25 protein-coding genes and 2 other annotated features (1 of these 27 running past the window's edge) are annotated in these 21,634 nt (G+C 62.0%); of the genes, 11 read left to right on the top strand and 14 right to left on the bottom strand.

Features of this window, described 5'->3' with window-relative positions; translation table 11 throughout:
- Positions 1 to 111: 111 nt before the first annotated feature.
- Positions 112 to 672: a nitroreductase gene (locus Q4T40_09945; protein MDT8901563.1), complete on the top strand. Its 561-nt coding sequence runs from the start codon at positions 112 to 114 to the stop codon at positions 670 to 672.
- A 47-nt stretch (positions 673 to 719) separates the two neighbouring features.
- Here the strand turns inward: Q4T40_09945 and Q4T40_09940 are convergent, their stop codons facing one another.
- A complete protein-coding gene (locus tag Q4T40_09940; protein ID MDT8901562.1) occupies positions 720 to 2,168 on the bottom strand; it encodes a tryptophanase in 1,449 nt (482 codons plus the stop codon).
- A 55-nt stretch (positions 2,169 to 2,223) separates the two neighbouring features.
- Positions 2,224 to 2,468: a binding site (T-box leader), on the bottom strand.
- 168 nt (positions 2,469 to 2,636) lie between these two features.
- Between Q4T40_09940 and Q4T40_09935 the strand changes: the two genes are divergently transcribed.
- Entirely contained in the window at positions 2,637 to 3,761 is a 1,125-nt protein-coding gene (locus Q4T40_09935; GenBank protein ID MDT8901561.1) for a ParB/RepB/Spo0J family partition protein, read from the top strand.
- 38 nt (positions 3,762 to 3,799) lie between these two features.
- Here Q4T40_09935 and Q4T40_09930 read toward each other — a convergent pair whose 3' ends face one another.
- Both Q4T40_09930 and Q4T40_09925 read right to left on the bottom strand, forming a co-directional pair.
- Positions 3,800 to 5,197, bottom strand: coding sequence for an aminotransferase class V-fold PLP-dependent enzyme (locus Q4T40_09930; protein ID MDT8901560.1), 1,398 nt, complete (start codon positions 5,195 to 5,197; stop codon positions 3,800 to 3,802).
- A 103-nt stretch (positions 5,198 to 5,300) separates the two neighbouring features.
- Positions 5,301 to 5,642, bottom strand: a complete 342-nt coding sequence (locus tag Q4T40_09925; GenBank protein ID MDT8901559.1) for a cupin domain-containing protein — start codon at positions 5,640 to 5,642, stop codon at positions 5,301 to 5,303.
- A gap of 124 nt (positions 5,643 to 5,766) precedes the next feature.
- Here Q4T40_09925 and Q4T40_09920 point away from each other — a divergent pair, with 124 nt between their 5' ends.
- Together Q4T40_09920 and Q4T40_09915 are read left to right on the top strand one after the other, a co-directional pair.
- Positions 5,767 to 6,657: a LysR family transcriptional regulator gene (locus Q4T40_09920; protein ID MDT8901558.1), complete on the top strand. Its 891-nt coding sequence runs from the start codon at positions 5,767 to 5,769 to the stop codon at positions 6,655 to 6,657.
- A 29-nt stretch (positions 6,658 to 6,686) separates the two neighbouring features.
- Entirely contained in the window at positions 6,687 to 7,343 is a 657-nt protein-coding gene (locus Q4T40_09915; protein ID MDT8901557.1) for a DNA alkylation repair protein, read from the top strand.
- Here the strand turns inward: Q4T40_09915 and Q4T40_09910 are convergent.
- From Q4T40_09910 to Q4T40_09860, 11 genes are all read right to left on the bottom strand, one after another.
- Positions 7,309 to 7,869, bottom strand: coding sequence for a MerR family transcriptional regulator (locus Q4T40_09910; GenBank protein ID MDT8901556.1), 561 nt, complete (start codon positions 7,867 to 7,869; stop codon positions 7,309 to 7,311). The genes Q4T40_09915 and Q4T40_09910 overlap by 35 nt on opposite strands.
- A 12-nt stretch (positions 7,870 to 7,881) precedes the next feature.
- Positions 7,882 to 8,364: a hypothetical protein gene (locus Q4T40_09905; protein ID MDT8901555.1), complete on the bottom strand. Its 483-nt coding sequence runs from the start codon at positions 8,362 to 8,364 to the stop codon at positions 7,882 to 7,884.
- Between the two features lie 185 nt (positions 8,365 to 8,549).
- The gene (locus Q4T40_09900; GenBank protein ID MDT8901554.1) at positions 8,550 to 9,218 is read right to left on the bottom strand and encodes a 4Fe-4S binding protein; all 669 of its coding nucleotides are present in this window, start codon (positions 9,216 to 9,218) and stop codon (positions 8,550 to 8,552) included.
- Positions 9,182 to 9,604 carry a hypothetical protein gene (locus Q4T40_09895; GenBank protein MDT8901553.1) on the bottom strand — a complete coding sequence of 141 codons (423 nt, stop codon included), beginning with the start codon at positions 9,602 to 9,604 and terminating at the stop codon, positions 9,182 to 9,184. The genes Q4T40_09900 and Q4T40_09895 overlap by 37 nt, the downstream gene beginning before the upstream one ends.
- A 16-nt stretch (positions 9,605 to 9,620) precedes the next feature.
- Entirely contained in the window at positions 9,621 to 10,292 is a 672-nt protein-coding gene (locus Q4T40_09890) for a TetR/AcrR family transcriptional regulator (protein ID MDT8901552.1), read from the bottom strand.
- Complete coding sequence (locus Q4T40_09885; protein ID MDT8901551.1) at positions 10,289 to 11,668, bottom strand: NAD(P)H-dependent oxidoreductase; 1,380 nt, start codon at positions 11,666 to 11,668, stop codon at positions 10,289 to 10,291. The genes Q4T40_09890 and Q4T40_09885 overlap by 4 nt, the downstream gene beginning before the upstream one ends.
- Before the next feature lie 214 nt (positions 11,669 to 11,882).
- On the bottom strand, positions 11,883 to 12,740 hold the full coding sequence (locus tag Q4T40_09880; GenBank protein MDT8901550.1) for a hypothetical protein: 858 nt from the start codon (positions 12,738 to 12,740) through the stop codon (positions 11,883 to 11,885).
- A gap of 179 nt (positions 12,741 to 12,919) precedes the next feature.
- Positions 12,920 to 13,408 carry a CBO0543 family protein gene (locus Q4T40_09875; GenBank protein MDT8901549.1) on the bottom strand — a complete coding sequence of 163 codons (489 nt, stop codon included), beginning with the start codon at positions 13,406 to 13,408 and terminating at the stop codon, positions 12,920 to 12,922.
- Positions 13,409 to 13,479: 71 nt separating this feature from the next.
- On the bottom strand, positions 13,480 to 13,644 hold the full coding sequence (locus Q4T40_09870; protein MDT8901548.1) for a hypothetical protein: 165 nt from the start codon (positions 13,642 to 13,644) through the stop codon (positions 13,480 to 13,482).
- Positions 13,645 to 13,725: 81 nt separating this feature from the next.
- Positions 13,726 to 15,546, bottom strand: a complete 1,821-nt coding sequence (locus Q4T40_09865; protein ID MDT8901547.1) for a PAS domain-containing protein — start codon at positions 15,544 to 15,546, stop codon at positions 13,726 to 13,728.
- A gap of 195 nt (positions 15,547 to 15,741) precedes the next feature.
- On the bottom strand, positions 15,742 to 16,095 hold the full coding sequence (locus Q4T40_09860; GenBank protein ID MDT8901546.1) for a carboxymuconolactone decarboxylase family protein: 354 nt from the start codon (positions 16,093 to 16,095) through the stop codon (positions 15,742 to 15,744).
- A 473-nt stretch (positions 16,096 to 16,568) separates the two neighbouring features.
- Here Q4T40_09860 and Q4T40_09855 point away from each other — a divergent pair, with 473 nt between their 5' ends.
- The 7 genes from Q4T40_09855 to Q4T40_09825 all read left to right on the top strand — a co-directional run bounded on the left by Q4T40_09855 (position 16,569) and on the right by Q4T40_09825 (position 21,513).
- Positions 16,569 to 17,399 (top strand): hypothetical protein, encoded by an 831-nt coding sequence (locus Q4T40_09855; protein ID MDT8901545.1) that lies wholly within the window; start codon positions 16,569 to 16,571, stop codon positions 17,397 to 17,399.
- Between the two features lie 252 nt (positions 17,400 to 17,651).
- Positions 17,652 to 18,347 (top strand): YggS family pyridoxal phosphate-dependent enzyme, encoded by a 696-nt coding sequence (locus Q4T40_09850; GenBank protein ID MDT8901544.1) that lies wholly within the window; start codon positions 17,652 to 17,654, stop codon positions 18,345 to 18,347.
- Between the two features lie 14 nt (positions 18,348 to 18,361).
- Positions 18,362 to 18,811: a cell division protein SepF gene (locus Q4T40_09845; protein MDT8901543.1), complete on the top strand. Its 450-nt coding sequence runs from the start codon at positions 18,362 to 18,364 to the stop codon at positions 18,809 to 18,811.
- 33 nt (positions 18,812 to 18,844) lie between these two features.
- Complete coding sequence (proC, locus tag Q4T40_09840) at positions 18,845 to 19,666, top strand: pyrroline-5-carboxylate reductase (protein MDT8901542.1); 822 nt, start codon at positions 18,845 to 18,847, stop codon at positions 19,664 to 19,666.
- Positions 19,663 to 20,448: a YlmH/Sll1252 family protein gene (locus Q4T40_09835; GenBank protein MDT8901541.1), complete on the top strand. Its 786-nt coding sequence runs from the start codon at positions 19,663 to 19,665 to the stop codon at positions 20,446 to 20,448. Before proC ends, Q4T40_09835 begins: the two co-directional genes overlap by 4 nt.
- Positions 20,449 to 20,746: 298 nt before the next feature.
- Complete coding sequence (locus Q4T40_09830) at positions 20,747 to 21,199, top strand: DivIVA domain-containing protein (GenBank protein ID MDT8901540.1); 453 nt, start codon at positions 20,747 to 20,749, stop codon at positions 21,197 to 21,199.
- 2 nt (positions 21,200 to 21,201) lie between these two features.
- Positions 21,202 to 21,513, top strand: a complete 312-nt coding sequence (locus tag Q4T40_09825; GenBank protein MDT8901539.1) for a DUF167 domain-containing protein — start codon at positions 21,202 to 21,204, stop codon at positions 21,511 to 21,513.
- A gap of 48 nt (positions 21,514 to 21,561) precedes the next feature.
- Positions 21,562 to 21,634: a binding site (T-box leader), on the top strand (it continues 128 nt past the right edge of the window).

Raw genomic sequence — 21,634 nt, 5'->3', positions numbered from 1 at the left:
TGGGTGTTTATGTTATATGGTATTCGCGAGGGGGAGGGTTGTGACGGGCGGCTGGTATAGGACGGCGGCAGGTGCGGATAATAGGGGGAAATGGGTTCAGGAGGGAAAGCGATGAACGAGACTTTGCGGACGATCGCGGCGCGGCGCAGTGTTCGGGCTTACCGGCCGGAGCAGATCGGGCCGGAGGAGTTGCAAGCCATTCTGGAGGCGGGCCGGTTCGCGCCGAGCGGCATGGGCCAGCAGGCGTGGCATTTTTCGGTGGTGCAGCGCAAGGAGCTGCTGGACAGGATCAACGAGGCCTGCCGGGAGGGGTTTCTGCGGTCAGGAAACAAGGTGTTCGAGGAGCGGGCCAGGGCCGAGGGGTTCAGCGTTTTTTACGGCGCGCCGACGCTGATCGTGGTGTCGGGCGACGAGCAGGCGCTGACGACGGTGGAGAACTGTGCGCTGGCGCTGGGGAATATGTTTCTGGCGGCGGCGTCGCTGGGGGTGGGGTCGTGCTGGATTCACGCGGTGAAGTTCATTTTCGACGGCGCGGACGGCAAGGCGCTGGCCGCCGAGCTGGCGCTGCCGCCGGGGTACAGGGTGTACGCGTCGGGGGCGTTCGGTTATCCGGCCGCGGGGTTGCCGGATGCGGCGCCGCGCCGGGAGGGCACGGTGACGATTATCAGGTGAGGGTATGAAAAGACCGGCCGGTGTTCCGGCCGGTCTTTGCTTGCTGGTTAGAGGCTTTCGCCGAAGTCCTGGCGGAATTTGGCGGCGAGTTCGGCTTGCCAGCCGGAGACGGGGGCGAGCTTGCCGAAGAAGAAGCGCAGGAGTTTGGGCTCTTCGGTGAAGGCGAGGCCGCCGACGAGGGCGCGGTTGTCGTAGAGCCAGGCGATGCGGTCGACGGCGTACTTGACCTGGGAGAGGGTAAAGACGCGCCGTGGCATGGCCAGGCGGACGAGCTCCATTTTGGCGAAGGTTTCGTTGCCCTGTTCGTCGCGGGCTTCGGACATGGTGCCGCGCTCCATGCCGCGGATGCCGCCGGCCAGGTAGACGGCGGCGGCGAGGGCGGCGGCGGTGTACTGCTGCTGGGGGACGTGGGGGAGGAACCGGCGGGCGTCGATGTGGCAGCCGAGGCCACCGGGAGGGGTGATGACGGGCACGCCGCGTTTGGCGAGTTCTTCGACCATGAAGGCGATGAACTGCGGGCCCTGGCTGACCATGTCTTCGTCCATGGTTTCGTCGAGGCCGACGGCGATGGCTTCGATTTCGCGCACGGACATGCCGCCGTAGGTGAGGAAGCCTTCGTAGAGGGTGACGAGTTCGCGCATTTTGAGGTAGGCTTCTTCGCTGTTGGTGCAGATGACGCCGCCGCGGGCGCAGCCGAGCTTGCGGGCGGAGAAGTAGATGATGTCGGTGAGGTCGGCGATGGCGCGGCTGATCTGACGGATGGTCATGTCTTTACATTCGGGCTCGCGGGTTTTGATGAAGTGGAGGTTGTCGGCCAGGAGGCTGGCGTCGAAGACGATGATGACGCCGTATCGGTCGCAGACGCGGCGGATTTCGCGCAGGTTGGCGAGCGAATGGGGCTGGCCGCCGATGAGGTTGGTGCCGGTTTCGATGCGGACGAAGGCGATTTTGTCGGCGCCGTGCTGTTCGATGAGGGCGGCGAGTTTGCCGGTGTCCATGTTGCCTTTGAAGGGGTGGTCGCTGGTTACGGCGGTGCCTTCGTCGATGATGAGTTCTTCGACGGCGCCGCCGTTGATGACGACGTGGGCTTTGCTGGTGGTGAAGTGGTAGTTCATGGGCACGATGGTGCCGGGCCGGACGAACGCCTGGGAGATGATGTTTTCGCAGGCTCGCCCCTGGTGGGCGGGGAGGACGTATTTTTTGCCGAAGATGTCGTTAATTCTGGCTTCGAGCTTGGTGAAGGTGGCCGAGCCGGCGTAGCTGTCGTCGGCTTCCATCATGGCTGCTAGCTGCCTGTCGCTCATGGCGTTTACGCCGCTGTCGGTGAGCATGTCGAGGAATACGTCGTTGTTTTTGAGGAGGAAGGTGTTGTTGCCGGCTTCGGCGATGGCCGCGAGGCGGCGCTCGACGGGGACGAGGGAGAGTTTCTGGACGATGCGGACCTTGTGGAGTTCGAGGGGGATGGATTCGCCCTGATAGAAGTTGACTATGGACATCGATAACCACTCCTTTTTTTGTTTTGGCAAATAAAAAATCCCGTCACTGTATTTCTACAGGGACGGGATATGAAGCCGTGGTACCACCCTGCTTGCTTGGAGGCAAGCCGCTCGTTTCGGGTGCGGGAACCTAAGGGTTCCGATACCCTAGCCTGTTAACGGTGGCGTCCGGCGCGGTCTACTGGAAGGTTCGACCTGCTGCTCACGGGTGTATTTCAGTCAGTCTGCCCGCCGGTTCGCACCAGCCACCGGCTCTCTGGAGGGCCCGAAAAACTTACTTCTCCCGATCATGGCATTTTTGGTATGTATTTACAGCAATTATATAGCAGGAACCTGCGGGGTGTCAATCCCCTGGGAAACATTTACGGGTCGAAGGTCTTTGGCGCGGCTGCGGGGAATGGGGCGAGCCCTGATTTTCCGGCGGCCGGCGGCGGGCGGGCAGGAATAAGCGGGGGGCCGTCGAAATGAATGGCGAAACGGGACAAGCGGGAGAGGATATTAGCAGTGAAACTGGTGGAGATCGATATCAATCTGATCGACGAGGATAGCGAGCAGCCGCGCCGCGAGTTCGATAAGACGGCGATCGACGAGCTGGCGGAGAGCATCCGCGAGGTCGGGCTTCTGAACCCGATCAAGGTTTATAAGGCGAAGTACGGCCGCTACAAGATCGTGTTCGGCAACCGGCGCTACAAGGCGCTGAAGCTGTTGGGCTTCCGGAAAATCCCGTGCATCCTGTCTGATAATACCGACGAGCTGGATATTTATTTCGAGCAGTTGACCGAGAACATCCAGCGGCGGGATTTCACGCCGATCGAGGAGGCGGAGGGCTTCCAGAAGCTGCTCGACGGGGAGAAGTGGCAGGTTTCGAAGAAGTTTCTGGCGAGCCGGCTGGGCAAGTCGGAGAAGTATATCACCAATAAGCTGGCCCTGTTGGTGTTCGGCCCGGAGGTCAGGAAGATAATCCACGCCGGGCCGGAGATTCTCGCCGGCAAGCTGTCGGAGGACCAGGCTCTGGGTATGAAGGATGTGCCGCTGGCGTACCGCGATCATCTGGCGCTAAAGGTGGCCAGGGACCAGCGGAGCGCGAGGGACGCGAAGCGGATCGCCGGCCTGTTTATGGACGAGGGGTTTGATGCGGCGACGAAGGAGCGGTTCCTGAAGATGCCCTGCCATGAGCTGGTGGCTTTAAGCGTGGACGCCGAGCGCCGTCAGGAGCTGGCGAAGGCCGCGGCCGCCCGGAATGCGGAGGCTGAGACGGCGCCGGCGGCGGACGTGGCGAGTGCCGGCGCGCCGGCGCAGGCGGCTGTGGCTGCGACGGCGGCGCCGGCGGGCGCAGGGGCCGCGGCGGAACCGGACGGGTCGGAAGCGGCCGCAGGGTTGACCGCGGACGGGGACGCCAAGGCCGCCTCTGTTGCGGCTGAGGTGGCGCGGTTGTTGGCTGTGCCGGCGGTCGAGGCGCTCACACCGGAGGCGCTGGCCGCTTTGGGCGCGTTGGAAGGCGCGGAGCGGGAGCGGCTGCTGGCGGCCGTTGAGGCCCGCGCGGCGGAGCTGGCGCGGCTGAAGGCCGCGCTGGAGCAGGGGAAAGAGGCATAGGAAAAGCCGCCGTGGGTGCACGGCGGCTTTTTGTGTGTTTAGGTTTCCGCGCGGCCCCTTGCTTTGACGAAGGCTTGGATCGAGCGGTCGATGTCTTCGTCGGTGGTGCGGTAGGAGCAGACGCTGATGCGGATTACGGTTTCGTTCTGCCACTGGGCGGGGCCGCACCAGCACTCGCCCGACTGCTGGAGTTTTTCGAGGGTTATTTTCGTCGCGGCTTCGTCACAGCAGGCGACGAGGACCTGATTGAAGCAGACGTCGTTTAAGATGCGGAAGCCTTGTTTTTCGAGTCCGGCGGCGAAGCGGCGGGCTTTGCGGCAGAGGTCCCCGACGAGTTGGGCCGCGCCGGTGCGGCCGAGGGCGAGGAGGGAGGCCCACAGTTCGACGGCCCGCGCCCGCCGGGACATGTCGGCGGTGTAGATCATGCCGTCGCGCTGGTCGCTGTAGACGATGTAGGAGCCGGTCATGCTCATCGCCTGGGCGAGGGCGTCGCGGTGGCGGCAGAAGACGATGCCGTTGTCGTAGGGGGCGTTGAGCGTTTTGTGGGCGTCAGCCGACCAGGAGTCGGCGAGGTCGACGCCGGCGGTGAGAGGGCGGAGTTCGGGGGAGGCGGCGGCCCACAGGCCGAAGGCGCCGTCGACGTGGACCCAGGCGCCTGCGTCGCGGGCGCGGGGGCAGATGGCGGCGAAGGGGTCGAAGGCGCCGGTGCTGACGTTGCCTGCCTGGAGGATGAGGAGGGTGTTATCGTCGAGGGGCGGGAGTTTGTCGGCCAGCATCCGGCCCTGGTCGTCGACCGGCACTTTGATGAGCCGGTCTTTGCCGAGGCCGAGGATGGAGAGGGCCTTGTAGACGGTGGAGTGGGCGCCGGCGCCGAGGACGACGCGGAGCTCGGGGGCGCCGAACAGGCCGTTGGCGCCCACGTCCCAGCCCTTGCGGCGGAGGAGGAAGTCGCGGCCGGCGGCGAGGCCGCACAGGCTGGCGGTGGAGGTGCCGCTGACAAAGCCGGCGGCGGTGCCGGCGGGCAGGCCGAGCAGGTCGACGAGCCAGCCCTCGCAGACTTCCTCGAGGACGGCGGTGACGGGGGATATGACGTACAGGGCGGCGTTCTGGTCCCAGGTGTCGCCCAGCCATCTGGCGGCGAGGGCGACGGGGATGACGCCGCCGTTGACGAACCCGAAGTAGCGGCCGCCGGTCTGGGCGACGGTGGCCGGGGAGCCGCAGCGGTGGAGGCGGGCGAGGAGGTCGCGGGGGTCGGCGGGGGCGTCGGGCAGCGGTTCGCGGAAGGCGTCTAGCCCGGCGACGGCCTCGCGGCCGGGGTAAACGGGGCGGTCGGCGACGGTGCGCATGTAGTCGAGGGCGTATTCTTTGGCCTGTTCGAACAGGGCCCAGTCTTCGGCATGGCGCCGGAAGCGGTCGGAGATGGTTTCGGTGGGCATGGTGGGTTCCTCCTTAACGGATGCGGGATTACCGCGCTATAAATAGTATAATTCTGGCAGGGCCGGCGGTCAAACCGGAGATGGAAGGCCGGGTTGGGCCGGGCTAATCCCCGCGCGGGTTGACGGTATCCGCCTCGACCATCAGGACGGTCGCCCGGCGGTCGGCTCGCGTGCGGTGAGAGACGCCCTGCGTCACCGTGTACCCCTGGCCGGCTTTGAGGTTGACCGTTTCTCCCGCGAGGTCGATGTGGATTTCGCCGCTGACCACGAAGAAGAATTCGTCCTCCCGGTCGTGCTTGTGCCAGTGAAATTCGCCCTCGAAGATGCCCAGCCGCACCAGTGAGCCGTTGACGCGGCTGAGGGTGAAGTTGGCCCATTTTTCGCGGCAGTTGTCCGCGATGCTTGCCAGGTTGATGATCTGCATATGCCCATAGTTTTTTTCCATTGTCGTCCCTCCCGGTTGCCGGCAAGGTCTCGCCATTGCGGCCGGCTTCTGCTATCATTATAAGCAAGCGGGAAAATCGTGGGAAATATATTATTTGCGCTATATTAATACTGTAGAGGTATTTATGGATCTCAAGAAGCTGCGGTATTTCCTCGTGCTGGCCGAGGAACTCCATTTCGCCCGGGCGGCCGAGCGGCTTTTCATCGCCCAGCCGCCGCTGAGCCGGCAGATCCGGCGGCTGGAGGAGGAGCTGGGGGCCGAGCTTTTTGCGCGCACCAAGCGCACGGTGAAGCTGACGCCGGCGGGCGAGTTCCTCCGGCGCGAGACCGCTTTGCTGTTCGAACAGATCGCCGCCCTGGAGGAACGGGTGAAACTGGTCGGGCAGGGTACGCTCGGACAGGTGAGGATCGGTTATGTCGGCGCGGTGATGCATTCGCTGCTGCCGTCGCTGCTGACCGAGCTTGGCAGGGAATACCCCCAAATATCCACAATGCTGGAGGAGATGCCCAACCAGGCCCAGGTGGAGGCGCTCAGGGCCGGACGCATCGACCTGGGGCTTGTCCGCAGCCCGGTTGCCGACGAACGGCTGGTCTCTTTCCCGGTGCTTTCGGAGACTTTTTCGCTGGTGATTTCTGCCGACCATCCCCTCGCGGCCAAAAGCGAGCTCGCCCTCCGCGATCTTGCCGATGAGCCGTTCATCTGTTTCAGCCGCGAGTGCGCACCGGCGATGGTGGACACCATTTTCGCCATCTGCCGCGCCGCCGGCTTTGCGCCCCGCAAGGCGCACGAGACGAGCCAGATCAACACCATTCTTCGCCTGGTGGAGAGCAAGCTCGGCTATTCGGTGGTGCCGTCGGGGGTGCGCGAGGGATACAGGCTCAATCTCCGTTATGTCGAATTGGACGGCATCCCCGAGCGGGCCGAGGTGGCGCTACTCTACAACCCCGCCCTGGCCTCCGCGGCCACCGGCAATATCGTGGAGCTGTTCGGCCGCCTGGCGAAGCGGGGCCGGTAAGATAAAAACGAAGTGAAAGCGGTGACGATATGACCGAGGAGCTGATAGCGGCTTTCTACGCGCAACGCAATCCGGCGAAGGCGGGTTTCATGGCGGCGTATATGAAGGATAAGTTTCCGTTTCTGGGGATAAGCAAGCCGGAGAGGGCGGCGCTGCAGCGCGATTTCCTGCGCGGAGCGCGGCAGGCGGCGGCGGTGGACTGGGGGCTGGTGGCGAGGCTGTGGGCGCTGCCGGAGAGGGAGTTCCAGTACCTGGCGTGCGATTACCTGGCGGCGGTTAAGGGCCGCGTGGCGGCGGACGATATCGGCCGCCTGGCGGGGCTGGTGACGGCGAAGTCGTGGTGGGATACGGTGGACGCTCTGGCGGCGGTGATCGTGGGGGATTTGTGCGCCCGGCGCCCGGAGCTGGTCGGCAGCTATGTAGTGGGGTGGTCTACGGGGGAGAATCTTTGGCTGGCGCGCACGGCGATCCTGTTTCAGCTCAAGTATAAGGAAAAGACCGACACGGAGGTGCTCGGTCTTGTAATTCGCAATACGTGCGGGACGAAGGAGTTTTTCCTCAACAAGGCGATCGGCTGGGCGCTGAGGGAGTATTCGAAGACGGACAGGGAGTGGGTGCGGGCGTTCGTCGCCGGCCACAAGCTGCACCCGCTTAGTGTGCGCGAGGGGAGCAAGTATTTGACATAGGCTGGCTGCCCAACGCCCAGGCCTTTATTTCGGCGATTGCGGCGGCGTCGAAGCCGACGGACGCCAGAAAGGCCGTGTGCTTGTCGGGGCTGGCAAGCTCGAGGTCGCGGTGCCACTGCCACTGGTCGCGGTCGCTGAAGCCCGCTTCTTTGAAGAGTTCCTGCCAGGCGGATTTGTTCAGGGGACCGCGGCTCTCCTGCGCCAGACAGTTGAGCAGCAGCCTGACGGTTAGTTTTTGGCGCTCGCGCAGTTTGGTTATTTCGCCGCTGAGGTTGTGGACCTGGTTCTGCAGGAGCGATACAGCCGCGGTCTGGGGCCCGTTTAGCAGGGTGGCTATGTCCGCAAGCGGCAGCCCGGCCTGGCGATAGGCGCAAATCTGCCCGAGCTTTTGGCAGTCGGCCTCCGTGTAGGTGCGGTAGTTGGCCGCGGTGCGACCGGAGCCGGGTAGCAGGCCGATGGCGCCGTAATAGAGGAGCGTGCTGCGCGCCAGGTTGAATTTTTTCGCCAACTGCCCGATGGTGTACAAGGCCGGGCCCTCCTAGCTGCCGCGGGTTTTCAGCATGCTGCCGGTGCGGACATAGTGATCAAGGCGCTGTTCGAGACGCGATATGTCCTGGGCGTGTTTGGCCGGGATTTTTTCGGTGATCGCTGCGTTGCCCTTGTCGCTGAGGCCGGTGAAGGTGTGGGCGACATCGATGAAGCAGCCGTCGTGGCCTGCGGGCCGCAGCGTCAGATGCAGCCTGACGATCATCAGGCCGGGGACAAATCTGATGTATTCCGCTTCTGCGGGGGGATTATTGCGGCTCATTACCCAGTAGGCCTCGCCTTCGTCCGGGAAACCGGTTTTGAAGGCGCAATCGAGTTCGGCCACTCCCGACTGCGAGCAGATCATTTCGCAGGACCAGTCTTCGATCCAGTCATACTCCCGCACGGGGCAGAGCAGCGGGAAGACGGCGGCGGGAGCGGCGGCGATGTTCATGGTGTGGCGCAGTGTTATCCTTTTTCCTTGAAAGGGAGTCATATTCCTTCCTCCTCGTTATCGTTTTCCGTTAGTAAGTCTAAAGTATAAAGTTGTGGTCGGGTCAATAGCCGTCTGTTTTTTTTGCATAAGTAAAAGCCGCCAGAATTTTGGCGGCTTTACGATTCTTCTGACGGCGGCCCGGGCCTTTTTTTCGCAGGACGGCTTTGGCCGTGCCGTGGTGCGGGTTATTGCTTGTGGATGTCGGCGAGGGATACGCCGGGGGCGGTGTAGCGCCGGAAGTAGCGGGTATGGGAAAGGCGGGCGGCGAGGAAGCGGAGCAGCCGGCTGCCGAAGGCGAGGTGGAGCAGGCTGTAGGCGGCCGCGATGGCGAGGAGGGTGTAGGCGTACTGGACGGAAAAGCCGAGCAGGGGGACGGACGCCAGGTCGAAGCCGAGCCGCGCGGAGGCGAGGGCCATCGCCCAGGCGAGGGCCGGGACGGTGGCGAGGTAGTAGATGAGGATGGCGACGAGGGGGCTGACCTGGATGGCTTTGTGGGGGCAGAAGTTGATGCAGGCCATGCAGCTGTCGCAGGCATAGGTCCAGTAGGGGCGCGGCGGCCTCCCGGCGAGGCGGACGGCACGTTTGGGACAGATGGTTTTGCACAGTCCGCAGCCGGTGCAGGTGTCGTCGGCGAAAAAGAGTTTGGCAAAGAAGAGCTGACCGAGGATGAGGTACATGAGGGAGATTTTCGCCAGCAGCAGGCCGAAGAAAAGCTGGACGACGCCGTCGTAGTGGCGTTTGCCGGCGAGGAAGGCGTCGAGGGCGCTTTTGACTCTGCCTTCGGCGACGGCGGTGACTACGGCGGCGTTTTCGCCGCTTAGGCCCCAGTGGAGGGCGGTCCAGTTGCTGGGCATGTCGACGCCGAGCACGCCCCGTACCGAGTAGCCTCTGAGCCTGAGCAGCAGGGCGATGAGGTAGCCGGCGGTCCTTCCAGGCCGGGGACGAGGATGCCTTTGAACCGTATACCGGCGCGGGTGGGCAGGACGACGGCGTGGCTGTTGCCGCCCGGCGGCAGGCGCCAGATGTATTTCATCATCAGCCAGGGGGCGGTGAAGCCGTGGGTGGGGTAGGTGAAGACGGCCAGGGAGCCGGGGGGCGGGGAGAGGCTCGGTTCGCCGGCCCTGATTTGAACGAGGTTGCTGTCGAGGCCATGCCGGCCGGCGGTCTGGGCGCACCAGCAGGCAACCTTGTAGGAGTTGCCGGTGCCGGTCATGAAGAAGGCCTGGAGGGCTTGGTACATGTTGTTCACTCCGTTTTCAGGCTGGACCGCGGGGGGCGGATTCTGGGGAAGAGGGTGTTAACGCCGCGCCGGTGCGGGGGATGAGGACCATGCCGTGGCCGAGGACGCCGATGGCGGTGGCGATGAGGGCGTCGAGGCCGACGCCGGCGTCTTTGAGGGCGCCGCTTTTGTGGCTCTGGAAGACGCCGTCGGCGACCGAGTGGAGTAAGAGGGCGAGGGCGGGCGGGTCGAAGGCCCGGAGTTCGCCGGCGGCGATGCCTTCGCGGATGACCGTCTCCATGACTGCGATGAGCTGATGGCGGAGGCTGGTGAGTTTTTCCCGCAGTTCGGGCGGCAGGTCGATGCCGGCCATGGGGTTTTCGGCGAGGTGAAGGATGGCGAACAGCTCGGGTTCGGTGGTGAAGAAGTCCCAGTGGGCGAGGAACATGGCCCGCAGCCTGAGCCCGGCGGCTTCGCCGCTGCCGGCGGCGGCGGTGAAGGCGGCAAGGAGGCGGTTGTTGGCCTGGAGGCAGATGTGGAAGAAGATTTCCGCTTTGTTGGCGAAGTGGAAGTAGAGCGGGCCGGTGGAGATGCCGGCGGCCCGGGCGATGGTGCGCATGGCGGTTTTGTGGTAGCCGCGGGTGAGGAAGAGTACGCGGGCGGCTTTGAGGATGGCGTCGCGGGTGTCAGGGCTGGCGGCGGTGGTCATAGGCTGTCGACCAGCTTTTTGAGGGGGGCGATCATGTGGGTGGTTATCTGGGGGCCGTAGACTTGTTTGCGGACCGCGGGGATGTGGACCAGCCAGTACAAGAGGAAGCTTCTGAGGCGGTCGGCCCGGTCGCGGTGGGGAAAGTCGTACAGGCCGTTGGCTTTAAAGTATTTGTGGTCGGCGACGAAGGGGAAGCGCATGCGGGACCAGATTTCGTCGCGGAAGAGTTTACCGCCGGCGACGGACAGGAAGGAGGGGGGCGGGAGGTACCTCTGTGAGGCCTGCGCGACAGCGTCGGCGGCCAGGCGGTCCAACAGGGCGTCGGTGTGGGCGGGGTCGCCCTCGTCGGTGACGATGCCGAGGAAGCCGGTGTGCTGGAATTCGCCGTAGGCTTCGAGGATCTGGCGGAGGTTGGCGAGCTGGGCGAGGGGGCCGCTGACGAGGAAGGCGAATTGTTTGCCGCTGAGGGTGGGAACGTGGTTTTTGAAGAAGGTGCGGTCGAAGTAGGATTTCCATTTGGCGGAGAGGTAGCGGTCGCGGACGGCGCCGGCGTATAAGACGATGTCGGCCGGTTCGACCTTTTCCCGGTAGAAGGCGGTGAAGCCGTCGCTGCCATCGTAGACGCAGGTGTTGTCCCAGGCGCAGCGGCAGCAGCCGAGGCAGCCGCCTTTGATGTCGAGGTCGCGGAGGTTGACGGTTTCGACCGGGCCGGTGAAGGCGGCGGCGAGCCGGGCGGTCATGGCGGCGAGGTTGGCGTCGTCCGGACCTTCGTCAGTGACGAGGAGCACTTTGCGGCCGCCCGTGTCGACGGGGGCGGCGGCCGGTCCGGGGGTGTAGCGGCCGCCGGCCGGGACGAGGGGCTGGTGGGCGCGGGCGGTGGGCAGGCCGCGGGCAGCGGCGGCGAGGAAGGCGGCGGCGAAGGCGGCCAGGCGATCGCGTTCGGCAGGGTCTAAGAGGTCGCTCATTTTGGCCGAGTAGCGGCCATGGTAGCGCATGCCCCAGTCGTCGGCGACGGCGTTGATATAGTTGTGGGCGGTGTGGTCGAAGAAGCGGATAGAGGTGGAGAGGGAGGCGGCGTATTTGCCGCCGAAGGCTGGGGCGGCGCCGCGTTCGTGGACGAGCTCGATGAAGCGTTTGAAATTTCCGTGGACGAGCATGTAGTATACGGGGAACGCCCACAGGACGGCGTCGGCTTTGCGTACCTGCGCGACGACGGCGTCGAAGGCGACGGGGTCGGTTTCGAGCTGGTTGATCCGCTGGGCGATGTTGACGATGGGGAAGGTGTGGCCGGGGTTCTTTTTGGCGAGGAAGGCGACGTACTGCATTGTGACGCTGAGGTCGCCCTTGGGGCTGCCGTTCAGGACGAGGATTTCCATTTTGTGACCTCCTTGGCCGCGGAGACGGCTCTATAACGCTGTTATACGTACTGTTAGTATAACGATGTTATAGATAATTGTCAACACCTGGCAGTAGACGGAGGGTAAAGTGGGCGGGTGAGGCGGCGAGGCGTTATTATGCAGGCAGGTCCCGCGAGCGCGGGCAAAGTAAGAAAAAACCCGGCGCAGCCTGGAATGGTGCGCCGGGTTTTGCTTATTTGGCTTTGTTTGCCTTTTCGCCGATGTATTTGCCGTTGGCCCAGCGGCCTTTTTGGACGGCTCCGTTGGCGTAGTAGATGGTGCCGTAGCCGTGCATGGCGCCGTTGGCCCATTCGCCTTCGTAGCGGTCGCCGTTCGGCCATTTGAGGGTGCCTTTGCCGTGGCGCTTGTCTTTGAAAAAGCCGCCTTCGTAACGGGCGCCGGTTATCCAGAGGTAGACGCCTTTGCCGTTTAGTTCGTTGTTTTTGAATTCGCCTTCGTAGCGGTCGCCGTTGGCCCAGGTGTAGACGCCTTTGCCGGTGCGGGCGCCGCTTACGAGGTCGCCTGCGAAACGGTCGCCGTTGGCCCAGGTGAAGACGCCTTTGCCGGTGCGTTCGCCTTTTACCCAGTCGCCTTCGTAGCGGTCGCCGCTGGTCCAGATTATTTTGCCTTTGCCGTGCTGGAAGCCGTTGACCCAGTTGCCTTCGTAGCGGTCGCCGGTTTCGGTGATCCAGACGCCGTAGCCGTTCATTTTGTCGCTGCGCCAGAGGCCGGTGAAGCTGGCGCCGCTGGTCTCGTAGGTCAGGGTGCCCTTGCCGTCGCGCTTGCCTTTGCGCATTTCGCCCTCATATTTGTAGAGGGGGTTGTGGCTGAGGGTGTACCAGCGAAGGATGCCTTTTCCGGTGGCATAGCCTTCGGGGTCGGCTTGGCCGGTCCAGGTGACGATGTGGTCGGAAAAGGCCTGTTCGTCCCATACTTTATAGCCTTTGTCGGTCGTGACCCAGAGGCCTGCGGCGTGAGCCGCCGCCGGCACAAGGGCCAGGGTTAGCAGCAGGATGAGGTGGAAGAGGGTGTATCGTACTGATCGCGGCATATTAGTCACTCTCCTCGATAAGCGCCAGCCGCTGGATGATTTCGCGCGGATGGGGTGATTGAAGTTGCGTGATTAGAATTATTCCCCATTCCGGGCGGGAAATCCTGCTTGCGCGGCGGGAGACAACCAAACCCCGCGCAGGGAGCGCGGGGTTTGGGCGGGAGAACGGGTTGTCAACGTCAGTACCGTCGGGGGGTGAAGCGGTCGCACCCCCACCGGTAAAAGGCGATGAAGGCGCGGGATATGAGAAAGGTGGCGGTGATGGTGTAGAAGGAGGTGAACCAGGTCCAGTTTTTGTACTCGATAAGGTTGGTGTAGTATTCGAGGGGGTATTCGAGGGCGGTGATGCCGGCGCTGAACAGGAGGGCGTAGCCGACGGCGGCCGTAAGGCCGCGTGTGCGGGTGAGTTGGTTGTAAAGGATGCAGAGGACGGGAAATACCCATATTTCGAAGAGGATGCTGGTGTCATAATAGCGGGGGAAGAGGCGGTCCGGGTATTCGATCAGCTTGAGGGAGACGACGGCGCTGCCCCAGAGGAAATCGACGGTGCATTTGAAGAGGAAGACTACGACCCAGTCGCGGAAGTAGCGCCAGTCGACGGCGAAGATGAGCAGGAGGAGGGCTATCGCCGCCGATGTTATTGTGATGATCTGCTCGGTGAATGCCACGGCAAAGCCCCTTCCCGACCGGTTTTTTTTAGTATGGCCGTCGGGGTGAAAGATTATTGCGCCGGCGGGGATTAGGTGAGTTGGCCGTTGTCGGCGGCGTTGTCGACGGCGAGGGTTTTGTCGTTGTCGGCGGTGCGGGGGCCGTCATGGAAATGGCCGGTGGGGTTGAAGCTGGATTCGTAGCCGAGTTGGTCTTTGTCGACGGCCGACCAGGGGGATTTGCGCTTGTACGTCATGCGGTTTTCACCTCCGGGGCTATTTTCCCCCGCGGCAGGCGAAAAAATTATGCGCCGCTGTCGGCGGCGCGGGAAGGCGGTTTATCGCCCGGCTTTGAAGCGGACGGAGAAGGTGGTGCCGGCGGGCGAGGTGGTGAATTCGACGGAGGCGTTGTTGCGGCGGGCGATGGCGTAGCAGGTGGCGAGACCGAGGCCGGTGCCTTTGTCTTTGGTGGTCATGAAGGGGGTGCCGATTTTGGCGGTGATGTCGGCGGGGATGCCCGTGCCTTCGTCTCTGACGAACAGCGCGGCTTCGCGGCGGGAAAGCCTGACGGTGCCGACGGTAACCTGGCGGCCTTTGGTCTGCATGGCTTCGATGGCGTTGTTGACGAGGTTGAGGAGCAGTTGCCTGATTTCTTTTTCGTTGACCAGTTGGGTAGGGATGGCCTGATCGGTGCAGAGGACGAGGTTTTTGCCGTGTTCGAGGCAGGCGCTTTCCAGCAGGGGGTGGAGGTTGGCGATGATGGCGTTGAGGTCGGCAACGACGGCTTCGCCGGGGGTGGTCTTGGCGACGGACAGGAATTGGGTGATGATGCCGGTGGCCCGGTCGATTTCGGAGATCATCAGTTCGAGGACGTCTTTGTCGCCGGCGTAGGACGGTTTCCGGGCCAAGAGCTGCAGGAAGCCTTTCACGGTTGTGAGGGGGTTGCGGACTTCGTGGCTGATGCCGGCGGCCATCTGGCCGACGAGGTCGAGGGAGCAGAGGCGGAGGAGTTCCTGTTCGGTCGTTTTGCGGGCGGTTATGTCGCGGAGGGAGACGATCAGGCCGCCGTCGGCGCTCGGGTAGACGCTGAATTCAAGCCATTTGCCGCGGTGCAATTCGGCGGTTTCGAAGTATTCGGGCCGGCGGTCGGCCATTACGCGGCGCAGCGGCTCGCGGAAGGTGGGGGTGGCGGGGATGGTGTCCCACAGGCGTTTGCCGGTGATTTTGCTGCCGGCGATGCCGGTGAGCAGTTCGGCCGTACGGTTGAAGTAGGTGACGCGCCAGGCGGCGTCGGTGGCGAAGTAGCCGTCGGCGATGGTTTCGAGGATGGTGGCCACGGTGGCGTTGGCGCGGGCGAGTTCGGCGGTGCGTTCTTTGACGGTTTGCTCGAGGTTGTCTTTCAGTTTTTCGAGTTCATTGCGGGTTTCGATGTGGGGGGTGACGTCGACAGCCGTGCCAATGAGGCCGAGGACTTTGCTGCCGTCGCTGACGCGGCGCAGTTCCCAGTCGGCGTAGTAGTGGCTGCCGTCGGGCCGGGTGAATCTCCAGCCCGTGCCTTTGGCGGGTATGCCTGTTTCCAGGACGGTTTTGTGGAGTTTTATCACTTCGGCGGCGACTTCGGGGGAATGATGCGGTTTGACGCTGTCTTCGATTTTGCCGCCGTTCATGACCTGGCGAGGCTGGCCAAGAGGCTCGGGGACGCTGGTGAAGGCGGTGTAGCGGAGGTTTTCGTCGATGAGGGCGATGCCCATAGGGGCGTGGCGGAGGAGGGATTCGAGCTGGGTGTTGCGGCGGGCGGCTTCCCGTTCCTGCTCACGTTCCCTGGAGATATCGCCGATGGCGACGACGGCGCCGGCGAATTCGCCTCGGCGGTCGCGAAGGGCGGTGGCGGAGATGAGGAGGTTGAGCTGCCGTCCGTCCGGCTTGGCGAGTTCGACGGTTTCCAAGGCGGGCTGGCTGTTTTTTACTTTGGCGAGGATTCTTTCGACGGCGTGCGCGGCTTCGTCGGGGAGGCCGTGCGCCAGAAGGTTGGCATGGAGGGTGCGGCCTTCTTTGTCGGTGATGAGGACGCCGAGCGGCAGGGCGTCGAGGAGGGCGGCGGGGTCGCCGGGGAAGGGAGCATCTCCGCGGACGGGAGGGTTTTTAAAAGACCGTTTCAAGGCTGTCCTCCTTTATTGGGGAAAAGCGTTGAAGGATTTTATGTAAGTATTTATACATTTATTTACACTTACCTGCAGAATGTCGGAAAACGTCGAAGGACGTTCCATATGGTGAAATTTTCCCGTTGGTTCCGTCGGCGGGCGAACGAAAACCCCGCGCCGGCGGCGCGGGGCGGGGTTGCAGGAGCGAGGTTTTCAGGGCTGTTTGGCGGCGAAGATTTCGTCGAGCATGCCGGGCATGTGGTCGCGGACGACGACGAAAGAGGGGCCGCCGCCGAATTCGACGCCGATGGAGGCGGCTTCGAAGGCTTGTTCGCGGGTGGCGCCGGCGGCGATGGCGTTGTTGAGGTGGTTGCCGAGGCAGGGGATGCAGCGGGTGGCGACTGAGGCGGCGACGGCCATGAGTTCTTTGTCGCGGCGGGTGAGGGCGCCGGGTTTGTAGTAGTACTTCATCAGTTCGTTGAAGCCGCCGAAAAGGTCGGGGGCTTCCTTTTCGAGGCGCTCGCGGTTGGCCGCTCGGCGGGTGAGGATTTGTTCGAGTTCTTTCATTTTATTGTCTCCCTTCGTAGTTGTTCGGTTCAATTTTCGCAGGCGGGGAGAGGGAATTATTGTATTTTCTTGCTGTGTTGGCGGTATAAGAGAAACCCTGCGCGGGTAGCGCAGGGTTTCGGGGAGCAGGGGTCACAGAATGGGATAGCTTTGTGTAGTTCTCCTCAGCATTATGGGTTCACCACCCGCTGCGGCGGCGGTCTTACTAGGCTCGTCGCCGACGGCTGGCCGTACGCCGCTAACGGTCTCCTGACCGATAGCGGCTCGCTCGCCGTCCGTGGCTCGCGCCGGTCGCCGTTACCGGCTCTCTCGCCAAGTAGCGGCCGCCGCCTCGCTTGAAGGTGGCTGAACCCATGAACGCCGGGGGGAAAACTGCATGCTAAGAGCTATTGGTGTGCTTTAGTAAGCGCAAAGGAGGAACAACAATTGTTTTATTGAAAGACAATATTTAGAATCAAGCGGAGGGATTATAAATGAATTTTTCTCAAAGGTACGGATATAAGAAAGAAAAAGTACTTCAAATTGAATCTATGGATGATGATTTACGAAATAGTTTGTGGAATATATTTTATGATAATTTTTGCGGAAAATATTTAGACCAAAGGCGAGGAGTATATGTAGCACTCCTAATGAGGAATCTTTGGATAAACTTTTTCAAACAACCAATTGATGAAATGCCAGATTTTACAGGCGATACAAAAGAGTATCTAAAAAATAGGCATAAAACTGCGAATTGGGATGACATCTATGATTTTCATGAATTTGTTGCTAATCACTACCCTAGTAGCGAAGAACTTTCAAGATATATTACAGGAGTAAATAAAGTATTACAAAGAGAAGTTGCAGGATATAGATTTATTGAAAAGTTGATTACCCCAATTATTGATAATAGTGAAATGGTCTCAATTTCCGATGCGCTTGAAACGCCAATAGTTGCAGTTAAAACTCATATACATAGAGCTTTAGAACTTTATTCCGACCGGAAGAATCCAGACTACAGAAACTCAATAAAAGAGTCAATAAGTGCAGTAGAAGCCGTATGTTGTCTAATTGCGAATAAACCTGGCGCAGATTTACATGAAGCTATATCAAAATTGAAAGAAAAGGTACCAATTCATGGTGCATTAGAAGCAGGTTTCCAAAAGATTTATGCTTATACAAGTGACGAGAAGGGAGTTCGTCACAAGTTAATGGATGAACCAACTGTTGATGCAACAGATTCATTATTCATGCTATGTGCTTGCTCTTCATTTGTTAATTATCTAATTGCGAAAGCAGCTAAGGTTGGTATTAAACTGCATTAAAATATGAAAACACTACATAACGTTTTCCATAACTTCACGTTAAGGTGCGTAGAAGGCTCCAGATGCAGGGCGTGCCGGAGGATGCGCGCGCAGGCGTACTTGGGTGCGTACGCCGAGCGCGACATCCGAGGAGCAACGCCGCAGATGGATTTTCTACGCATCTTCATGTAAGTTTTTTTTATGTCAAGGAGAGACTAGAAGAGGAAAATTATGTTTATGGGCGAATAGAAAGGAATATTAGGGGGTTTGTCCATGTCTATCGCCGAAAACCTGGCTCTCGTCAGGCATAACGTCGACCTTGCGGTGGCCCGCCGGCGGGAAGCGCCGGTGACGGGGCCGCTGGTGAAGGTGGTGGCGGTGACGAAGAATCACTCCGCCGACGAGGTGCGCGAGGCGCTGGCGGCCGGGGCCGCGGCGCTGGGCGAGAACCGGGTGCAGGAGGCGACGGCGAAGGCCGCGCTGCTGCCGCCGGCCGAGTGGCACCTGATCGGCCATCTGCAGACGAATAAGGTCCGCCAGGCGGTGCCGCTTTTCACGCTGATCCATTCGCTGGACAGCGAGAAGCTGGCGCTGGAGGTGGAGCGGGTGGCGGCCAAGGCCGGCAAGCGCCAGGATGTGCTTATCCAGGTAAATGTGGCTGGGGAGGATACGAAGTCGGGCATAGCGCCCGGCGGTTTGACGGACCTGGCCAGGCTGGTGAGCGGCCTGGAGCATTTGAGGCTGTGCGGCTTGATGACGATGGCGCCTTTTTACGAGGATGCCGAGCTGGCCCGGCCGGTTTTCCGGGAGCTATATGGGATGTACGCCGACCTGAAGGCGGCCGCTCTGCCGAATACGGCGATCGAGTGGCTGTCGATGGGGATGACGAATGATTACAGCGTCGCGGTGGAGGAGGGGGCCAACCTGGTGCGCGTGGGTACGGCCATCTTCGGTCCGCGTCATTACTAAAAGGGGGAAGCGTCGTGAAATTTATGGAGAAGGTTTGGGGCAGCCTGGGTCTTTTCGAGCCGGTGGAGACGGTGGAGGAGGACCAGCAGCAACAGCAGCGCCCCCGCCAGGAGGAGCCCGAGAGCAAGGGTAAGAAGGGTGGGAATATCGTGAATTTGCCGACAGCCCAACCCAAGCAGATGAAGGTTATGGTGGTGGAGCCGTTCGTGTTTGACGACGCCCAGCATGTGGCCGACCATCTGAAGAACCGCAAGCCGGTGGTTATCAACCTGGAGAATACGGATAAGGAAGTGGCCAAGCGGATGATCGATTTCATCAGCGGCACGACGTATGCTCTCGGGGGGACGATCCAGAAGATTGGCAATAATATTTTTTTGTGCGCGCCCAATAATGTCGATGTTGCTTACAACAGCCGCGAGGAGAGCCTGGAGCGGATGATCCTGCCCTGGAACAGTAAGCAGTAGTGTTTTTTGGCCGCCGGATTCAGGAGGACAGAGATGTTGAAGGATAAGAGGTTTTTATTTGTCGGCGGCGGCGCGATGGCCGAGGCGCTGGTGCGCGGGATGCTGCAGGCCGGCTTGGTCGAGGCCGGGCAGCTGACGGTATGCGATGTGGCGGCTGAGCGCCTTGATTATTTGGCCAGGACGTATGCGGTGGCGACGGCGCGGGATTCGGCCGCGGCGGCCGCTGCCGGGCCGGATGTGCTGTTCCTGACGGTGAAGCCGCAGGTTATCGGCGAGGTGCTGGCGACGCTTGCGCCCGCGGTGGCGAAGTCGACGCTGGTGGTGTCGGTGGCCGCGGGGGTCAAGCTTGCGGCGCTCGAAGAGATGCTGCCGGAGCTGCGGGTCGTGCGGGTTATGCCGAATACGCCGGTGGCGGTGGGGGCGGGAATGAGCGCGATCGCGCTCGGCCGCCACGCGACGGAGCGGGACGGCGAGACGGCCGCGGCGCTGTTTGCGTCGGTGGGCCGGGTGGTGACGGTGAAAGAGGACGCCATGGACGCGGTGACCGGGTTGTCGGGCAGCGGTCCGGCGTTTGCATATGTGATGATCGATGCGCTGGCGGACGCCGGGGTGCGGGTGGGTTTACCCCGCCAGACGGCGATCGCGCTGGCCGCGCAGACGCTCTACGGGGCGGCGAAGATGGTGCTGGAGACGGGCGAACACCCGGCGAAGCTCAGGGATATGGTTACGTCGCCCGCGGGTACGACGATCGCCGGGGTGCACGTGCTGGAGCAAAAGGGTGTCCGGGCCGCGCTGATCGACGCGGTGGTGGCGGCGGCGGAGCGCTCGCGCGAGATGGGGCAGAAGCATAAATGAGCGAACGGGAAAAGATTCTGCGCTTTTACCGCGCGAGCGGCGAGTCGGATCTGGCCGCGCGGCTGGTGGATCTGGCCGAGGGCGCTTTGAAGAGCAGACGGTATAAGGTGAGCGAGTTTCTCGATCCTTTCGGCTACAGCATCGCCGAGACGGTGGCCGCCCATTACCCGCGGGTGAAGCTGGAGGCGGACGGCGGCTATCAGGGAGCGGAACGGGTCCGGGCCGCGTTTGTGGAGGAGGATTTTCGCGGCACGCCGGATTTCGAGCTGGCGGCCCTGGCGGCGGAGGTGGATGTGCGCTATTGGAGCATCAGCCACCGCGATGTGCTGGGGGCGGTGCTGGCTCTGGGCGTGAAGCGCGAGGTGGTGGGCGATATCGTCATGGGCGGCCGCGGCTGCCAGATCGTCTGCGACGCGGCGCTGGCCGGGTTTATCAAGGACAATCTGCGTAAGATCGGGGCGGCGCCGGTGGAGCTAGCGCCGATCGCGCTGGCCGATATTGCGCCCCGCGAGGAGAAGGTTAAGGAGATCCGGGCGACGGTGGCGTCGCTCAGGCTGGATACGATCGCGGCAGCCGGCTACGGGACTTCGCGCAGCCAGATGACGGAGGAGATCGAGGCCGCGAAGGTGAAGGTGAACTGGCAGGACGCCAAGGGCCCCGCGCAGACGATCAAGGCGGGGGATGTCATCTCGATGCGCGGCCGTGGCCGGGTCGAGGTGGTGGAGATCCTCGGCCAGACGAAGAAGGGCCGGACGAGCATTTATTTGAAGAGGTTTATTTAGGAGTATCGGCGCTAAAATCTCCGGGTTGCCGGCGGCTGGCTAAAAAGCTCCAGATGCACGTCCTGATTACCCCGACCTTATCAGCGTTCTTCGCCAGTCGTTGATAATCGCTCGTGCAATGTGCGGGCCGCCCGAGGACGCGTAGCACCGTTTCCTCCGCGACCAGGTATGTATGCTTGGTTTGCAGAGGACGGGTTTAACAGCATCGCGCGTACTTGGATGTACGCTAGCAAGCGCCCGCAGGAGCAACAACGCAGATGGACTTTTTAGACGCCGCCCAAGAAAGAGGAGTGAAAAGATGCTTACACCGCTGGATATTCACAACAAAGAATTCAAACGCGGCTTCCGCGGCTATAGTGAGGAAGAGGTGGACGGCTTTCTCGACGAGGTTGTCAAGGATTACGAGAAGCTGTACCGCGAGAACATCGAGCTGAAGGAGACGCTCGACCGGGTGAACAGCAAGCTTGAGCATTACCAGCATATGGAGAATACGCTCCACAGCACGCTGGTGATCGCGCAGGAGACGGCCGAGGAGGTTAAGCTGAACGCCCGCAAGGAGAGCGAGCTGCAGATCAAGGAGGCCGAGATCCGCGGCCAGAAGCTGGTGGACGAGGCGATGTCGAAGGTTCGCCGCTTGCATGGCGAGTATGAGGAGTTGCAGAAGCAGTACCAGATTTACCGGACGCGGATGCGCACGCTGCTGCAGGCCCAGCTGGAGATGCTGCAGAAAGCGGAAGAGGACGATAACTAGCGGTGGATTTTGCGGCGCTGGATGTAAGAGAGGGGCCGGAGGGCGTGACTTTCCGGGTGCGGGTGCAGCCGCGCGCGTCGCGTTCCGCCGTTACCGGCCTGGCGGGGGACGCCGTCCGGGTGGCGCTGACGTCGCCGCCGGTGGAGGGCGCAGCTAACGCCGCGTGTGCGGCGTTGTTCGCCGAGCTGCTGAGGGTGGCCAAGAGCCGGGTGAGCATCGTGGCCGGGCTGAAGAGCCGGGATAAGACGGTGCGGGTGGCCGGCGTGGGCAAGGCGGCTTTTTTCGCTGCGCTGGCGACGGTAAAGTTTGACTAAAAGCGACGCGTTCGTATATAATATTGTGCATACAGTATTCGTATATAACTAAAGGCGATGACGGAGACAGTAGCCTGTCCTTATCTTTTCAGCGAGCCGGGGGCGGTGGAAGCCCGGCAGG

Source organism: Selenomonadales bacterium 4137-cl (genome assembly GCA_032334055.1).
Classification (GTDB): Bacteria; Bacillota; Negativicutes; order Sporomusales; family UBA7701; genus Anaeroselena; species Anaeroselena agilis.
This window is presented reverse-complemented; position numbering and strand designations above follow the sequence as displayed.

Excerpts from the sequence above, each read along its gene's own strand:
- Q4T40_09945 (MDT8901563.1), top strand. The coding sequence starts at position 112 with ATGAACGAGACTTTGCGGACGATCGCGGCGCGGCGCAGTGTTCGGGCT.
- Q4T40_09940 (MDT8901562.1), bottom strand. The coding sequence starts at position 2,168 with ATGTCCATAGTCAACTTCTATCAGGGCGAATCCATCCCCCTCGAACTC.
- Q4T40_09935 (MDT8901561.1), top strand. The coding sequence starts at position 2,637 with ATGGCGAAACGGGACAAGCGGGAGAGGATATTAGCAGTGAAACTGGTG.
- Q4T40_09930 (MDT8901560.1), bottom strand. The coding sequence starts at position 5,197 with ATGCCCACCGAAACCATCTCCGACCGCTTCCGGCGCCATGCCGAAGAC.
- Q4T40_09925 (MDT8901559.1), bottom strand. The coding sequence starts at position 5,642 with ATGGAAAAAAACTATGGGCATATGCAGATCATCAACCTGGCAAGCATC.
- Q4T40_09920 (MDT8901558.1), top strand. The coding sequence starts at position 5,767 with ATGGATCTCAAGAAGCTGCGGTATTTCCTCGTGCTGGCCGAGGAACTC.
- Q4T40_09915 (MDT8901557.1), top strand. The coding sequence starts at position 6,687 with ATGACCGAGGAGCTGATAGCGGCTTTCTACGCGCAACGCAATCCGGCG.
- Q4T40_09905 (MDT8901555.1), bottom strand. The coding sequence starts at position 8,364 with ATGACTCCCTTTCAAGGAAAAAGGATAACACTGCGCCACACCATGAAC.
- Q4T40_09900 (MDT8901554.1), bottom strand. The coding sequence starts at position 9,218 with ATGCCCAGCAACTGGACCGCCCTCCACTGGGGCCTAAGCGGCGAAAAC.
- Q4T40_09895 (MDT8901553.1), bottom strand. The coding sequence starts at position 9,604 with ATGTACCAAGCCCTCCAGGCCTTCTTCATGACCGGCACCGGCAACTCC.
- Q4T40_09890 (MDT8901552.1), bottom strand. The coding sequence starts at position 10,292 with ATGACCACCGCCGCCAGCCCTGACACCCGCGACGCCATCCTCAAAGCC.
- Q4T40_09885 (MDT8901551.1), bottom strand. The coding sequence starts at position 11,668 with ATGGAAATCCTCGTCCTGAACGGCAGCCCCAAGGGCGACCTCAGCGTC.
- Q4T40_09880 (MDT8901550.1), bottom strand. The coding sequence starts at position 12,740 with ATGCCGCGATCAGTACGATACACCCTCTTCCACCTCATCCTGCTGCTA.
- Q4T40_09870 (MDT8901548.1), bottom strand. The coding sequence starts at position 13,644 with ATGACGTACAAGCGCAAATCCCCCTGGTCGGCCGTCGACAAAGACCAA.
- Q4T40_09860 (MDT8901546.1), bottom strand. The coding sequence starts at position 16,095 with ATGAAAGAACTCGAACAAATCCTCACCCGCCGAGCGGCCAACCGCGAG.
- Q4T40_09855 (MDT8901545.1), top strand. The coding sequence starts at position 16,569 with ATGAATTTTTCTCAAAGGTACGGATATAAGAAAGAAAAAGTACTTCAA.
- Q4T40_09850 (MDT8901544.1), top strand. The coding sequence starts at position 17,652 with ATGTCTATCGCCGAAAACCTGGCTCTCGTCAGGCATAACGTCGACCTT.
- proC (MDT8901542.1), top strand. The coding sequence starts at position 18,845 with ATGTTGAAGGATAAGAGGTTTTTATTTGTCGGCGGCGGCGCGATGGCC.
- Q4T40_09835 (MDT8901541.1), top strand. The coding sequence starts at position 19,663 with ATGAGCGAACGGGAAAAGATTCTGCGCTTTTACCGCGCGAGCGGCGAG.
- Q4T40_09830 (MDT8901540.1), top strand. The coding sequence starts at position 20,747 with ATGCTTACACCGCTGGATATTCACAACAAAGAATTCAAACGCGGCTTC.